The organism is Pseudoalteromonas sp. BSi20429 (genome assembly GCF_000238895.1).
GTDB lineage: Bacteria > Pseudomonadota > Gammaproteobacteria > Enterobacterales > Alteromonadaceae > Pseudoalteromonas > Pseudoalteromonas arctica.
In genome coordinates this window covers 38,447-52,832 of record NZ_BADV01000093.1, presented here as the reverse complement: position 1 = coordinate 52,832, position 14,386 = coordinate 38,447, and the positions used below count along the sequence as shown (strand labels likewise).

Annotated in this window: 12 protein-coding genes; all 12 read right to left on the bottom strand. The window is 39.4% G+C overall.

All coding sequences use genetic code 11. The features are described 5' to 3' along the window. Nucleotides 1–24: 24 nt before the first annotated feature. Nucleotides 25–2,073 carry a formylglycine-generating enzyme family protein gene (locus P20429_RS02685; protein ID WP_007586336.1) on the bottom strand — a complete coding sequence of 683 codons (2,049 nt, stop codon included), beginning with the start codon at nt 2,071–2,073 and terminating at the stop codon, nt 25–27. A 121-nt stretch (nt 2,074–2,194) separates the two neighbouring features. Continuing rightward, nucleotides 2,195–5,935, bottom strand: coding sequence for an H-type lectin domain-containing protein (locus P20429_RS02690; RefSeq protein ID WP_007586334.1), 3,741 nt, complete (start codon nt 5,933–5,935; stop codon nt 2,195–2,197). Next, nucleotides 5,932–6,423 carry a hypothetical protein gene (locus P20429_RS02695; RefSeq protein ID WP_007586332.1) on the bottom strand — a complete coding sequence of 164 codons (492 nt, stop codon included), beginning with the start codon at nt 6,421–6,423 and terminating at the stop codon, nt 5,932–5,934. The genes P20429_RS02690 and P20429_RS02695 overlap by 4 nt, the downstream gene beginning before the upstream one ends. Then, on the bottom strand, nt 6,413–7,252 hold the full coding sequence (locus tag P20429_RS02700; protein ID WP_007586330.1) for a type II secretion system protein J: 840 nt from the start codon (nt 7,250–7,252) through the stop codon (nt 6,413–6,415). Before P20429_RS02700 ends, P20429_RS02695 begins: the two co-directional genes overlap by 11 nt. Continuing rightward, nucleotides 7,252–7,788, bottom strand: coding sequence for a prepilin-type N-terminal cleavage/methylation domain-containing protein (locus P20429_RS02705; protein ID WP_007586329.1), 537 nt, complete (start codon nt 7,786–7,788; stop codon nt 7,252–7,254). The genes P20429_RS02700 and P20429_RS02705 overlap by 1 nt, the downstream gene beginning before the upstream one ends. Then, nucleotides 7,775–8,266: a type II secretion system protein gene (locus P20429_RS19910; protein WP_033027123.1), complete on the bottom strand. Its 492-nt coding sequence runs from the start codon at nt 8,264–8,266 to the stop codon at nt 7,775–7,777. Before P20429_RS19910 ends, P20429_RS02705 begins: the two co-directional genes overlap by 14 nt. 10 nt (nt 8,267–8,276) lie before the next feature. Further along, complete coding sequence (locus P20429_RS02710; protein ID WP_007586327.1) at nt 8,277–8,804, bottom strand: prepilin-type N-terminal cleavage/methylation domain-containing protein; 528 nt, start codon at nt 8,802–8,804, stop codon at nt 8,277–8,279. Nucleotides 8,805–8,826: 22 nt separating this feature from the next. After that, complete coding sequence (locus P20429_RS02715) at nt 8,827–9,411, bottom strand: Tfp pilus assembly protein FimT/FimU (protein ID WP_007586326.1); 585 nt, start codon at nt 9,409–9,411, stop codon at nt 8,827–8,829. A 1-nt stretch (nt 9,412) separates the two neighbouring features. Then, complete coding sequence (locus P20429_RS02720) at nt 9,413–10,633, bottom strand: type II secretion system F family protein (RefSeq protein ID WP_007586325.1); 1,221 nt, start codon at nt 10,631–10,633, stop codon at nt 9,413–9,415. Continuing rightward, nucleotides 10,620–12,347, bottom strand: coding sequence for a GspE/PulE family protein (locus P20429_RS02725; protein ID WP_007586324.1), 1,728 nt, complete (start codon nt 12,345–12,347; stop codon nt 10,620–10,622). Before P20429_RS02725 ends, P20429_RS02720 begins: the two co-directional genes overlap by 14 nt. Continuing rightward, complete coding sequence (locus tag P20429_RS02730; RefSeq protein ID WP_007586322.1) at nt 12,344–13,486, bottom strand: tetratricopeptide repeat protein; 1,143 nt, start codon at nt 13,484–13,486, stop codon at nt 12,344–12,346. Before P20429_RS02730 ends, P20429_RS02725 begins: the two co-directional genes overlap by 4 nt. After that, nucleotides 13,483–14,385 carry an ExeA family protein gene (locus P20429_RS02735; RefSeq protein WP_007586321.1) on the bottom strand — a complete coding sequence of 301 codons (903 nt, stop codon included), beginning with the start codon at nt 14,383–14,385 and terminating at the stop codon, nt 13,483–13,485. Before P20429_RS02735 ends, P20429_RS02730 begins: the two co-directional genes overlap by 4 nt. Nucleotide 14,386: the final 1 nt, after the last annotated feature.

The window sequence follows — 14,386 nt, the reverse complement described above, 5'->3', positions numbered from 1 at the left end:
AAGCAAAGCTTCCTTAATTGAGTTTTATCGTTCGCGAACTAAGCGAAAACCAATGTAGTTAGATCTAAAATCAGGCGCTAAAATTAAACGCGTAGATGCACGAGCAAGGCTTGGTGCAAAGTTCCACGCTCCGCCTCTTACTGCTACATCAGACTCACCTGATTCTTTATCGGTCCATTCCCATACATTGCCTACGGTATCGTATAATCCAAATGCATTTGGAGAAAAAGAACCTACTGGTGATGCACGTCTGTTTGACCATTCACTACCACACCAACCACAGTTAGCTAGGTTTTTACCAATTTCGTTACCCCAAGGGTATTCTGTTTCAGTTCCTGCGCGTGCTGCGTATTCCCACTCAACTTCGTTAGGTAAACGAAATTGCTGTCCTGTTTGACCAGATAACCACTCAGCGTAAGCTTTTGCATCGTTATAAGTTAAACATACAGCAGGAAAGTCACTGCCTTGCTCAAAACCAGGATTACGCCAATTTAAATTTGCTTCCCATACTGGTTCGCCATTTAAATAATACGCACACCCTTTATTTTTTTCCGCTTGAGTTTTATAACCTGTATTTGCTACAAACTTTTCGTAGGCACCCACGGTTACTTCTTTACTTTGCATAGCGAAAGAATTTGCTATTACTTTTTCAATTACTGGACGTTCATTAGCTAAACCATTGCCGTTAATATCGCCCATTTTAAATTTGCCTGCAGGAATAACGACAACCGGCGTTTCAACGTTTGCATTTAATACATTAACGTTTTCACTAACCTGGCGTGTTGTTACTTCTGGTTGCTCTCGAGTATAGGTCGGTGCAGCAATCGACTTAGGCTTTTTTACTAAATTTGCATTAATTGTTTGCGCTTTATTCAAATCAACACGTGCTTGATAAGGTTTATAACCAAGTTTACGTATTTCAATGTTATGAATGCCCGGCGGTAAACGTGTAATCAAGCGTGTTGAGCCAAAGCTTACACCATCGATAAACACTTCATCGTCGTATACGTTTGATCGTAATGTTAGCTCTACCGATTGATCCTTCTTCTTATTAAGGATAGAAGGGTAATCTTTTTTCACCGATGCAGGTTTAACTGAATAATCACGTACTGGCTGCTCATTTAAACGAGAAACCGACACCGTGTTGCTATTATCCGCGCTATTACTGAATGTTAACTGACTATCGGTAAATGTATTGTTATACGCTGGTTGATAAGCAGCCGTAAGTGGCGTGCCGTACTCAGAACAATAGCGGTTATCTATGCTTAATAAGCTACATAAACGGCTGCTATTAACTTCGCCGCGCATAGTTACACTTAAGTTAACGTTGTAATTACCTTGACCGCTAAATGCACTGTTAACTACATGGCTACTTAATATTTGTACTTGAGCGCCCGCCAAATTGCGTTTTGGCTCAACAATGCGCTCTTCTGTTAGATTTGCAAAAATTTGATCAACAAAGCGTTTAGTTGCTTTTTGTAGACCCATTTGCTGACCGCGTTGCTCACATGCTGCTAGCGTTTCTGTTCGCTTACAGTTAATAGTGTGGTTAACCTCAAGCGTACCTTCACGTGTAAATTCGTTACGTAAACGCTCTACGCGGGCTGTAGTTAACTGTTCTTTTAAACTTTCTAATGTATTTAAAAGCGTATGCTTAGCAACACGAATTTGTTCTATATCTTTACGGTGGGATGCAATTGCCGCCAACTGCATAGAAATATCATCTTTATTTTGCTTATGATCAATCACCGCTTTTTGATAGCGTGATTGAGCCGCACTAATATTAATAGTGGGATCGTCAATTAAACGACGGTACATTTCGTTCATCGCATCGAGCGCTTGGTTTTTTTCTTTATCTAGCTCTGTAGAACGAGAACGAAGTAGCTCTAATTGATTTTGTAACTGACTTTCTTCTTTAAGATGTTTTTCAAGTATTCTTGTCGAGTTATCGTATTCTGTCTGTTTAACACTAATCTCTGAGTCAATTCCAGTCACTGTAGCTGTGTCTTGTGCAAATGCACTACTAGCTAACAAACTAGCTGAAATTAACAGAGATAAAGGAGTAATTCGCATATATTCCAGTCCCAAAAAGCGGCAATTATTTGGTCGTTATTATTTTTTATAATTAAAGCCTTATGCTATGTACTTGCAGCACAAAACACAAGCTTTGTTCAATTATTATATTAGTTTACAACTATTCGCGTGTTTCACGCCAGTAAATAACCCGATCATTTCCTCTAAAGCGTCCAAATTGTAAAATAGTACGAGGATCAAGCTGTGTTCCATCGCCCTGCCAATCCCACTTTAACCAATCATAAGCATTATATTCTAAGGTAAATTCACCCAAACCATTTGGCTGTGCATAAATACCGTTATCTGGCGGATATACTCCCGCTTCTAGCTGGCCAGATACACCAGTCCCATATTTATAGGTTAATTGTGGGCTGCTAGGTGATATTTGAGTAATTTGGGTATGATCAAATACACTACAGTTATCTTCAGCGTTATTTACAAATCCACTGCCGTTGTAATACTGAGCCTGCATAGGAATAAGTAAAGGGTCGAGATCGGAGCCTGCGTTATTGCCAAGGACTAAACGTCCAAACCTAAACTCTATTGGCAATGCATTTAGTCGTACGCTATTACAACCACCCGAGCATGCAGTTTGTGTATTAGGTTTATCATTTGCATCAATAAGTGTTGCCCCTTCTATGTCAGAAAGCGTTGCCATTAAGCTCACCATAGCGAACGGTCCGTCTGCTTGCCCTACACCTAATCTTTTAAGTGTCGTGTTGAGTTGGCTCATTTGCCATTGGCCGTCGCTTATATCTCCCCAGTTGTTATTTCCTAGGTTTACTAAGCGACTAGTAAAATTAGTTGCAGGTACATAGTTACCTACTTCATTATTTTCGGCATTAACGTCTACACTGGACTTATCAAAGCCCTCTTTATAATTAGCCATTAGCTCACCATTTTGATTTTGTGCTTGTACTGTAAAGCCAAGTTCAAAAGGTTGATCAAGATAAGTTAAATTACTGCCGTATTGCGTGCATTGCGCGGCGGCTTGAACCCCCACTACCTGAAACTGCGAAGGTGCAAAACGACCAACGTTATATAGCTCACCTTTTACATCTCCCGCACCAAAATAATCGGCATCTTGAAGGCCTGCTGTTAAATCAATGATGCCAACTTGGTCGTAATTATATTGCGATATAGATTCACTCAAACTACCTGTATCACTAAACGCAACAGTACTCATCGCTTCAAGCGTACCTTGAATGCCTGGCGTAGGCGCTTTAAGTAATGCCTCTACAAGCGGTTGCTCTGTAATAAAATGCTTAGCTATGTTGTTATTTGTAATATTGCTGTAGTTGTCTGGGAAACCATCGTTGTTAGTGTCTTGCCCTGTTTGCCACTGCACCGCATTCATTTTTAAATCGAATGCTTCGCCCGTTAATCTAAATAAGCTCCCATTAGCGTCTGCTGCATAACCATCACTTGCTACCTCCATGGCTAATCCAAATGGTTTTACGACATATTCATTTGAACTACCCGTTAAATTTACTGATAAATTAGTTAGTGGGTCTAAAATTAAATTGGTATTTACATTTAAACTCAACTTTCCTGCATCGGGGTAATTTATAACAATCGGGGCTTTAGACTCACTATCAAAGTTAAGTATGAATGATTTAGAGGCTTGCTCGACCGCAAAGGTATTATTGTTGTTACTAAGTGAAACCGTATCAGAGCAACTTGCACCAGCACTGCATGTATACGATAAATCTAAGCTTACATCGCCACCAGCGGGAAATGCAGCTTCGCATACGCCCGTAGTGGTATTTGTTTTTACCGCTTGAATAGATAGCGCTTTTGCATTAAATCCAGTATTTGAAGGCTTTGCTGATAACTGAGTAGGAATTGTAGTATTTCCATCTGTATCATTATTAAAAATAAATCCAGCATCAGAAAACGTAACTTTACAGCCACTCAAACCAACATTATTACCACCGATATAACAACGAAGAGGTGCAGAAGGGTCAGCAGTGTTATATCCAAATGTAACACTGCCTGTGGTGCGTTTAGCAAATTCGACAACCGCTGATCCTGTAAAATTAATATTCTCCCCCGTAACCCAACTTTGCTGACCACTATTATCTGGAGAAAGGTTTAAACTAGAGGGTTCCGCAAATAATAAATCGCAGGCATCATTAGCGCAGGCTGTTAGTGTCATTTCTTTAGCTTCACACGTTAGACCTTTGTTATCGCTTATTGTTAAACGATAATGATCCAGTGTTTCTGGTGTATAAATACCACAAAAACCAGGGATACTTTCGGGTACTGGTAGAGCGTCAAACGTTGAGCTCCCTTCGGTAATAATTTGAGTAGCCGATGTAATTGATCCCTGATACGTTACATTTTGAGCAATTCTTACCTCTCCAGTTGCAACAATATAGCCCGCAATATTTGCATCGGCTGCAATAGCAACCGCACCATCCACATAAATAGCCAAGTACGCGCCAGTTTCTACTACTATATTTGTTTTACCTATATTCAAAAATGAAGTTGATAGAAGTGAGGTTGTGTCTTTTAAAAAAATACGTGTAGGCGCTGTTACTCTGTACTCTGTTTCCAGCATACTTAACTGCAACTCATCGTAATAATAGTCGCCAGCTAAAGAAGTAGGTACGGGTCCTGTTGAGCTACCATCATTTGTAACCGTTGGCACCTGCGCCGCTTGATTCGGTTCTAAAGAATTATAACCACCAGCAACACACGCCTGACCATTACACAAAGGAGGGCTTGTCAGCGCTGTAGAAATTAAACTTGTGGTGGTGACAAACTGCGCATTACCATCGGTTATTTCTACTCCCTGCACTAGCTGCACTTCACCATTGTTATAAGTAGAAATAGCGCCCGGGAATAACGTATCACAATCTAAAATATCACCATTAAATACAAAGGTACTGGTCATGGCGAGTATTGATGCTTCCTCGTTTACGTGACGGCGCTCGTTATCGCCATCACGATCTTCGTCAACAACTAGCCCTAACCTGTCGGTCCTTAGGTTACAGCTGCGTAGCCACCCGCCATCATCTTCTTGGCGTGAGTTTTTACTTGCTACAACTAACGGAGCCACACTAAAGTTATTAGTAAAACTAAAGTAATTACAGCCATTGCTCCAGCCGTCAACTTCAAAGCCTGTGAAAAAAGTTTCCCACGATACCTCAACGCCATTATCATCAGAAAATGTGCGGTTACTTCCGGGCTCTACAGCCATATAGGCAACAGTTTCGGTTTTTATGAGCCCAAGTGCTGTTTCAGATGCTTCTAAAGCAATATTAACGCCGCTGGCAGATAGAGAATTACTTTCAACTGCAACTGTTAAAAATGGTATTAATGCTTGCGTTGGTGGATTGCTGTCTATGCTATTGAGTGTTTGTAACGAATGAAAAAAGTTTGGCCTTTGAGTAAACGGTTCAGCAAATGTTAAAGGCTTATAGCCTTTAGGTGTTAGTGGAGCAAAACCAGACTTAGAGCCATACTGTAATTCGAGCAATAGATCAGTATTACCTACTTCCATAATTGTGCCGTCTGGAAATTGATGCACACCATACTCAACAGCTAAATAGTGCGCCCCCATACTAATATGTCCACCATCCTCTCCTGAAGGTTCAAGCGGTAAGGCCTCAAAGCTAGTTGTGGTTATATTACGTATTCTTATTATTGCAGGGTTTCCGCCTTGGTTTGTTGAGAGCATAAAAACAGCAGGAGGCGTTATATATTGCTGTTGAAAATTAACTTTTGTCCAAACAGGCGATGTATATGTATCTTGCAGTTCTATATAACGGCCCTCGATTTTTGGAGGCACTGCATTTGCGTAATTACAAAGTAACACGCAGCTAAAAAATATAATGACCAATGCGTTTTTCATCATGGTAAAGTTTTAGCCTCCACACTGAGCGTTCTTTGTGTTTGCCAATAATCTTTTCTGCAGCTACTCCCTGCAGGGCAATCAATTGCGGCGCACGTTGCACTGCTTTGTAAGTAATATATATTCACAAGCCCGTTTGTTGTACTGCTATCAGGTAAGTCTATATATTCATCGCAACTCACCACTACCTTACAGTTAGCTAAATATGCAGTTTGGAAGGTTAAATCAGTAGTAACTGATGTACAGCTTTGAACTGAGCTATTTGTTGGAAATAGTTGCGTTAAACCACTTTCTAGGCCGCTTTGTGCTGCCATAAAAGCGCGAGCCCCATAATACTCAATCGTATTTTGTTGAGATGCACCAGAAAGCACTTTAACTAATGCTAATCCTAGTGCTAATAAAGCAACAATAATTACCAAAGAAACAATTATTAAGTTCCCTTTTTGTTTACTGGGTAAGGCTTTTCCGTGAGGATTTTTTTTAAGGTACATTAGGAATATGTACCTCATGGTTAAAGTTCATTACTTCAGTATCGTTAAATTGCATTTGCGCATTCACATTAAGCACAGCGTTTCTTTGTAGAGAGAGTGAATCAAGAGTAAAAAATAAATCGCTCGCTAAATTATTGGCAATGTAAATACCTAATAAATCACGTTTAACACCACTGCTTATTTGTAAGCTCACGGCATCTAATTGATTAACAGTAAAACCGTAATTGGTATATCTATATAAATATTGCCCTTCAACGCAAAAACTTACAGGTCCTGAAAGTAAATAAAGGCGTTTACTCGGCGACTCTTGGGCAAATGCTTTACTAAATTGCCACTCATCAATTTCGCTCGCTGAACTGTTAAATGCTGATACTTGCAAACGCCTATTATTGTTTTCATCGTATATATCAGCACTGCTTAATGGGTAAATAGTTGCCCAATCTCCAGCTTGCGGCTGCGTTAAATTATTAAGTTCAAAATCAACAGCGCTAACATTAAAAGGCGCTGCAGTAGGTAGGTAATTTGTATAGTGAGTCGCTGATAAAAACGGCGTAAATTCTAAGCACTGCTGAGCACTACATGCTCCGCTAGTGCTGTTATCGCAAGAGAGCCTTAATGAATTTGGTGTAGCGTGGCGAAGTTCTTTACTAAGTCGCGTTATTAAAAAGCGGGCCTGAGCTACTGCTTCTTGGCGTTCAACACCTTGTGAGTAAATACTGACCCCAGCACCAATAAATGAAAATGCACTTACGGCTAAAATACCAATAATAACCATGACAAGTAACAATTCTATAAGTGTAAACGCATTTTGGTATTTAGCTCTTTGCATTAGTAATTCCCTTTATATGCACTAAAGCCGTAAACCTCGCCTAAAGGTGATGTTACTTCAATAGTAATGCGCTTAAAGGTTGTGCCATCGTTGATGGTCGATTCGTTAAAGTCGCTATCGTACTCAACGGTAACAACTAAATTAAAGCCGCTGTACTGACTTAACACCTCACCTAAACTATTTGTAATAGGTTGGTTAGAAAGTGCAATATAGTCATCTACATCGTTATAACTAGTTCGAGATTCTGAGTCGGTGCCTAAATCGCCTGCTGCTGTACAGGGCTCTGCACCTAAAGCTGTTTCTCCGCAACGTCTAAAAGGAGCGCTTCTATCGCTGTGCTCATCAAACGACTTGCTTTGAATTTCGTTCATTAATGATTGACCAAATTCAGAGGCCCTTAAAGCAATAATTGGCTCTGCACTTTTTTTGGCTTGTGGGGCTATTAAAGCGGTAATAATGCTAAGCGCAATAGCAAACATGACTATGCCAATAATAAGCTCTATTAAAGTAAAACCTTTCACTCTAAGGGCACGCATAGATAAGCCCTTCACCACTGATGCATACGCCAGCTAATCCAACATCTATTCGACATTGCGAAGTACAGGTTTGATTTGATTTACCTAAAGGATCAAAACTAATTTGGGTAAATATATTCGCGTTACTATCTAAAGCGCTAAATGTTATGTCACTTCTTTGCGTTTCTATTTGAACCACTAAATGATCGGTGTTATTAGTATCAGCGCCACCAATACATGTATCAGGTGTGGGGGGAGCAATAAGTGTGGAGGTTATATAAAGAGTATGGCAACTTGTTGTCGCTGTATTTTGCATTGCACGTAACTGCACTGTTCTAAGTGCATTTAAAGTACGGTCTCGATATGAGTATGCATCTTCTGTTGAGCTGCCCAGAAATTTGGGAACTGCCGTTACCGACAGTATTCCCAATATCACTAGAGTAATAATTAACTCAATGAGTGTGAAGCCACGCAATCGTTGCTTACTACTGCTTATCATTTAATATTAATTAACATTCATCAGTAAAAATATTAATTGTAGGAGCCGTTACTACAACAGGCCCTGTAGTTGCAGTTGCTTGTATGTATTCAATTCTGCACTCATCATCAGCAATGTAACTATTAGGGTATATAATAACTGTTCCTGCTGTTGTCGCATCAATATTAAAGTCATCTGTGTCTGGTGCTGTAGATGGAGCAAAGCTAACATCTAAAAATGCTTCAAATGCAGCAAGTGTTGCTGCTGGGTAACCATAAACAGTAGGTACTGGTACACCAGTATCTACAGTAACTGTAGCCGTTGCCTTTTTGTGATCACTAGCAATAATAGACTTACCATTTACAATATTCATACCACTGCGAATCGACCCTTGTAAGCCTTCAAGTGTTGAAGCATTCGCATCACCTTGCAAGTTTAAAAAACGAGGGGCTGCAGTAACGGCTAAAATGCCTAAAATAACAATTACGATGATCAATTCAACAAGTGTAAAACCTGCTTGTTTATTCATTGGTAAACTTTTTAACGATTGCGTTTTCATAAATAAGCCTCTTTTTAATTACTTAATTTTTAAATATTTTTACTTTGCCTGTTTTAGCAAAGTATGAAAAACCTGTTAAACCTGATATTTCACCCTTATTGGTTGGTATACTTTTAATATCAATGGTATGAGTTAAATAATAGACGCATTGCGTACTTTCTGCATTGTACCTAACTAAAAAACTTACACTTTTTATTATCGATATTTCACTACTTAAGGTACTGCTTGGTGCATCTTGTAAAATTACATTTAATACTTGGCGGCATTTATGAGCATTTATAGACTCTGCGCGAGTATCTTTTTTTTCTGTTCCATCACCCGTTGGTGTACCTAACGATCCATCAACAGCAACTATCACTCCTCCATAATTAACGAATGTTATATTTGACTTGCTATTTGGTCTCCCTTCTAACTCCCATTGACCTCTAACCATGCCAACAGCCGATGAAAAACCACCTGCGATAGCATCTGCGCTTGCATTATGCGCTTGATTTTTAATACCTATATATTGAGGTATAGCAAAGCTCAAAATTACTGCCAGTAAAATAACAACAATAACTAACTCAAATAATGAGAAACCTTTTGAGTAAGCTATTGTTGTGCTCACCTTAATTCCCTTTAATTGCCGACATCATGTTCCACATAGGCATAAAAATACCCAATGCTAAAATCAGCACCATAATGGCAACAAACACAGTTAAAATAGGTTCTATTTTTGCAGTTAAGCTTCGTAAGTCATAATCAACTTCACGCTCATAATAATCAGCGGCTTCTTGAAGTAACTCATCAACCCGACCGGTTTCTTCACCTACAGCGACCATTTGTAATACAAGCTGAGAAAACAGCTCAGAACTTTTTGAGGCTCTAAGTAAGCTATCGCCTTTTTCTATATCTTGGCGCATAGTAATAATCGCTTTTTCCATATAGCTATTATCTACGGCATGCGCTGTTAGCGATAACCCCGTGGTCATAGGTACGCCAGAGCGCAATACCATAGCTAGACTTTGGCTGTAGCGCGCAAGCAATGTGCGTTTTAAAATATCTCCAATAAATGGAATTTTTAATTTATATTGATCCCACTTAAAACGTCCTGGTTCTGTATTTAAATAACGCTTCCACGCAAATACCGCTCCAATACCCATTACCAACAATAACCACCAGTAATTAACAAAAAAGCTGCTAGTACCAATTAATATTTGAGTCATTAACGGCAATTCGGCATCGAATTTGGTAAACATGCTCGCAAAGGTAGGAATTACAAAAATATTTAAAATGACCATAGCTGCTACAAGAGCCAAAATAACAAAAGTAGGGTAGCGCATAGCTGCTTTGATACGTTTGCGAGTTTCCTGTTCTTTTTCAAAGTAAATAGCGAGTTGATAAAATGCATCTTCTAATCGGCCAGAACCTTCACCAACCATTACCATTGACACAGTTAAGCGGCTAAATACCTCGTTATGAATTGCCATTGCACTGGATAAGTCGCGGCCTTGCTCAAGTTGCCTGGTAACTTCCATCAATACATTTTTAAATTCTTTATTTTGTGTTGTATCTGCCAATCCAATCATTGCTCGTATAATTGGAATACCCGCTTTTAGTAGCGAATACATTTGTCTAGAAAACATAATCATGTCGTCTAGCGTTATTTTTTCGACAAATAAATTATCAAAAATTTTAATATTATTTTTTGTTTCAACTAAAGAAATTGATATTGGTATAAATTGACGCTTCATTAAACTATCAGCTACGCCAGCTTGGTTACTCGCTTCTAATTGGCCTTTTACCAATACACCTTTGCTGTCTTTCGCTTTATAGCTATATAGTTGCATCAATATCCCCTACTATTTCTGGGATATATTCAGCCACTTTAAATACTTCATCTAAAGAGGTAATACCTTTCTTAGCGTAATTTAATGCCATAGCCGAGAGTGGTGAAAAGTTAGCACTATTTTTAGCAGCCTTTACAAAGACTTGTGTATCGTTAGCGCGCAATGCATCCATCATTGCATCATCCATTTCGAGCAACTCAAAAATACCTACACGTCCTTTATAACCAGTGTGATTACATGCTGTGCAACCTTGCCCTTTAGAAAATTGAGCATCTGTAATCTCTTCGCCTAAATATTTTAACCAACTTATTTCTTGGCGATCTGGCAAGTACGGTACTCTACAGTCATTACATACTCGCCTTACTAATCGCTGAGCAATAATCGCTCGCAGTGAACTTGCCACTAAGTAAGCCGGTGCGCCCATATCAATTAAGCGCATAGCGCTGGTAATTGCATCATTGGTATGTAACGTTGATAGTACTAGGTGGCCTGTTAAAGCGGCCCTTAATCCAATATCTACGGTTTCTTGGTCACGCATTTCGCCAACCATTATGATGTCAGGATCTTGCCTTAGAGCGGTCCGTAAAATACTGGCAAAACTTAGCCCTATTTTATTATTTATTTGTACCTGGTTAATACGTCCAATACGATACTCAACCGGATCCTCTACGGTAATAATTTTACTTTCTTGTTGGTTTAACTCACTTAATGCACCATAAAGTGTGGTTGTTTTACCCGAGCCTGTTGGCCCAGTAACTAAAACCATGCCATGTGGACGTTTTATAATGCTGCGCACACGTTTTAATATGTGTGCCGGCATGCCTGTTTCATCTAACGATAATAATCCTGCAGATTGATCAAGCAAACGCATTACAACTGATTCACCATGCTGAACCGGCATGGTAGATAGGCGCACATCAATACTATGGCTGCGCACTTTTATATTAAACCGGCCATCTTGAGGGAGGCGTTTTTCAGATATATCTAATCCCGACATAAGCTTTAAACGTAGCACTAGTGCCGATGCTATTTTTACTTGGTTAAGAGTGTGCTCTTGTAATATTCCATCTACACGTTGACGAATGCGAAGCAAACCTTCATCTGGCTCAATGTGAATATCAGATGCGCGAACTTGCACAGCATCCTCAAATATTGATTGCAGTAACTTTACAACGGTTGCATCGGATGTCTCATCACCTAAAGAGTTTAAATCAAACTCTTCTACGTCTTGATATTCTTCATGGAGTTGTGCTGCAAAGTTGGTAATTTCATCTGTGCGACGATATACGTTATCAAACGCAGCCATGATTTGGCTTTCTTGTACAACAGCTAAATCTATTCGTTTAGGAGCAAGCATAGTAGCAAGTTGATCAAGCCCCCTTAAATCAGCAGGATCGCTCATCCCGACCAAAACAGAGTCACCATTATCCTCGATTACTAGTGCTCTGTAACGACGCGCATATACCTCAGATAAAAGCTTAGATACATCGTGTGATATTTTTCGCTGTGATATATCTAGAAAAGGTACCTGTAATTGCTGCGCTAAAAAGCGTAATAATTGTGGCTCACTAATAAACTCAAGTGTAATAAGTGTCGAACCTAATTTACGGCCCGTTGCAGCTTGAACATTTAATGCTTCACTTAGTTGCGCTTCGGTGATCATGTGTTCGTGAACAAGTAAATCGCCTAAGCGCATTTTTAAACTAGGTCTCATACGGCCTCCTTTAGTGCAACTAAACGCTGTAATGCATGCTGGGTCATAGCGGTATTTAACCCACCTAAATCTAGAGCTACTTTATAAAGCTGTTTAGCATCGAGGTACTCTCCTAGTGCATCTTTTGAGGTTGCAAGTGCAAGCCACCACTTTGCTTGACTCGGCTGGAGCTGTGTAAGATGTTTAAAGCTTTCAAGTGCTTTATGGTGCTTACTCGCACTTTGCGCAGCAGTACCTTGCAGCACCCAAAAATCAAGATTCGCCTGGGATTCAAATTCATCACTTAAAAGCAGTAATACCCCTTCATACTGTTGTTGCATAATGAGTATTTTGCTTAGCATTACACGCCATTCAAGTACGTTAGGGTTTTGGCGAATACCTGATTGCAAAACCTGTTGCGCAGAATTTATATCTTGTTGTTTAAAGTAAGTTGCAGCCAGTAAGTTTCGGGCCTCAACATGTAAAGGCGATTGCGCTAAAATAATGTTTAAATCACTAATAGCTTCGTTGTATAAGCCAAACTGTATTGCCTGTTTAGCTGCTGCTAATTGCTCGACCAATAAAGCCTGTGGTGACTTAGTTTCTGCTGCACTTTTGATCATAGTATTTTGTGACTTAGTTTTAGTCACTGAAGTAGTTTTTGGCTTGCTGACAATAGCTTCACTAGCCACTAACACATTATCTTTAGCTAGTGCAGGGCTTTGTTTAACCTCGGCAATTACAACCGGCTCAGCCGTTGGTTGAGAAACCAGTAATGTTGCTTCACTCAACTTGGATTCAGCTAAATCATTCACTTCTGGTTTTATTTGCTCAACTTGCACAGCCTTCTTCACAACTTCTTGCTCAACTAAAGGCTCTACAGTGCTTTTTTCATCTTGAGAATCAGATAAATTAGAGCTCAAAACCGCGACCATTTTTTGCTGTGGTAGCACAGACTCACGTTGAGTTTCTTTTTTGTCGGCGGTCGGTAAATACAGGTATGCTAAAAAAATGACACTTAGCATAATAAGTAAAATTGCGGCTTTAAATACAATGTTTTTTACATCATATATTGGCTTTACGCTTATACCTTCTTGAATATTCACTTGTTTAGCTTCACGTTGCTCAATATTTTTAAGCATATTATTTATAACGCTCATAACCACTGCCTCCATACCCATATGGCAGCAATAGCTAAAACACTAAACATTAACGCGCTGTAGCTCCAATATTGACCGGTTCGATATTTTGCGCAGTCTTCGGTATCTTTTATGGCAAGCTGAATATGGCGATTTGTTATTGTATTTAACCCTTCACCGTAAGCTTGTAATAGTGCTTTGTGGCATAAAATATTAACTAATCTAGGAATTCCACGGCTTGCTCTGGCAATCTTAAGCCCCATACTATTATTAAATAAAGGAGGTCTATTAAATCCTGCAACTTGTAAGCGATGATTAATATAATAAACAACCTCAGCGCCAGTCATCGCCCGTAATTTATAAGAAAAACTAATACGTTGGCGCAGCTGCCTTACTTTATTGTTTGCCAGTTTTTCATCAAGTTCAGGTTGCCCAAATAACACAACTTGAATCAGCTTTTCGCTTTCAGTTTCTAAGTTTGTAAATAATCTCAGCGCCTCTAGTGTCTCCCAACTCAAGCATTGCGCCTCATCTATCAAAAGCACTACGCGCTCATTATCTTCTTGTAAGTCGAGTAAGTGATGATTTATAAGCTGCCCTAGTGCTTGTTGGTCCAATGCTTTATCTACATCCATACCCAGTTCAATTGCAATCGCCCATCTAAGCTCTTCAGGACTTAAATAAGAGTTAGGTAAATAAGCCACAATGTAATCTGGCTCAAGTTGGTTTAATAGCTTTCTACAAAGCAACGTTTTACCTGTCCCAACTTCACCGGTGACTTTAATAAACCCTTCACCCATTTCAATGGCTGTTGTTAGCACTTGCATCGCTTCGTGGTGCGGTTCAAGTGCACAAAAAAATTGTGTGTTAGGGGTTAGCGTGAAAGGCATTTCACTTAAATTAAAAAAGCTTAAATACATA

Coding starts and splice junctions, on each gene's coding strand:
- P20429_RS02695 (WP_007586332.1), bottom strand. CDS start 6,423: ATGTACCTTAAAAAAAATCCTCACGGAAAAGCCTTACCCAGTAAACAA.
- P20429_RS02705 (WP_007586329.1), bottom strand. CDS start 7,788: ATGCGTGCCCTTAGAGTGAAAGGTTTTACTTTAATAGAGCTTATTATT.
- P20429_RS02700 (WP_007586330.1), bottom strand. CDS start 7,252: ATGCAAAGAGCTAAATACCAAAATGCGTTTACACTTATAGAATTGTTA.
- P20429_RS19910 (WP_033027123.1), bottom strand. CDS start 8,266: ATGATAAGCAGTAGTAAGCAACGATTGCGTGGCTTCACACTCATTGAG.
- P20429_RS02690 (WP_007586334.1), bottom strand. CDS start 5,935: ATGATGAAAAACGCATTGGTCATTATATTTTTTAGCTGCGTGTTACTT.
- P20429_RS02735 (WP_007586321.1), bottom strand. CDS start 14,385: ATGTATTTAAGCTTTTTTAATTTAAGTGAAATGCCTTTCACGCTAACC.
- P20429_RS02725 (WP_007586324.1), bottom strand. CDS start 12,347: ATGAGACCTAGTTTAAAAATGCGCTTAGGCGATTTACTTGTTCACGAA.
- P20429_RS02730 (WP_007586322.1), bottom strand. CDS start 13,486: ATGAGCGTTATAAATAATATGCTTAAAAATATTGAGCAACGTGAAGCT.
- P20429_RS02685 (WP_007586336.1), bottom strand. CDS start 2,073: ATGCGAATTACTCCTTTATCTCTGTTAATTTCAGCTAGTTTGTTAGCT.
- P20429_RS02710 (WP_007586327.1), bottom strand. CDS start 8,804: ATGAAAACGCAATCGTTAAAAAGTTTACCAATGAATAAACAAGCAGGT.
- P20429_RS02720 (WP_007586325.1), bottom strand. CDS start 10,633: ATGCAACTATATAGCTATAAAGCGAAAGACAGCAAAGGTGTATTGGTA.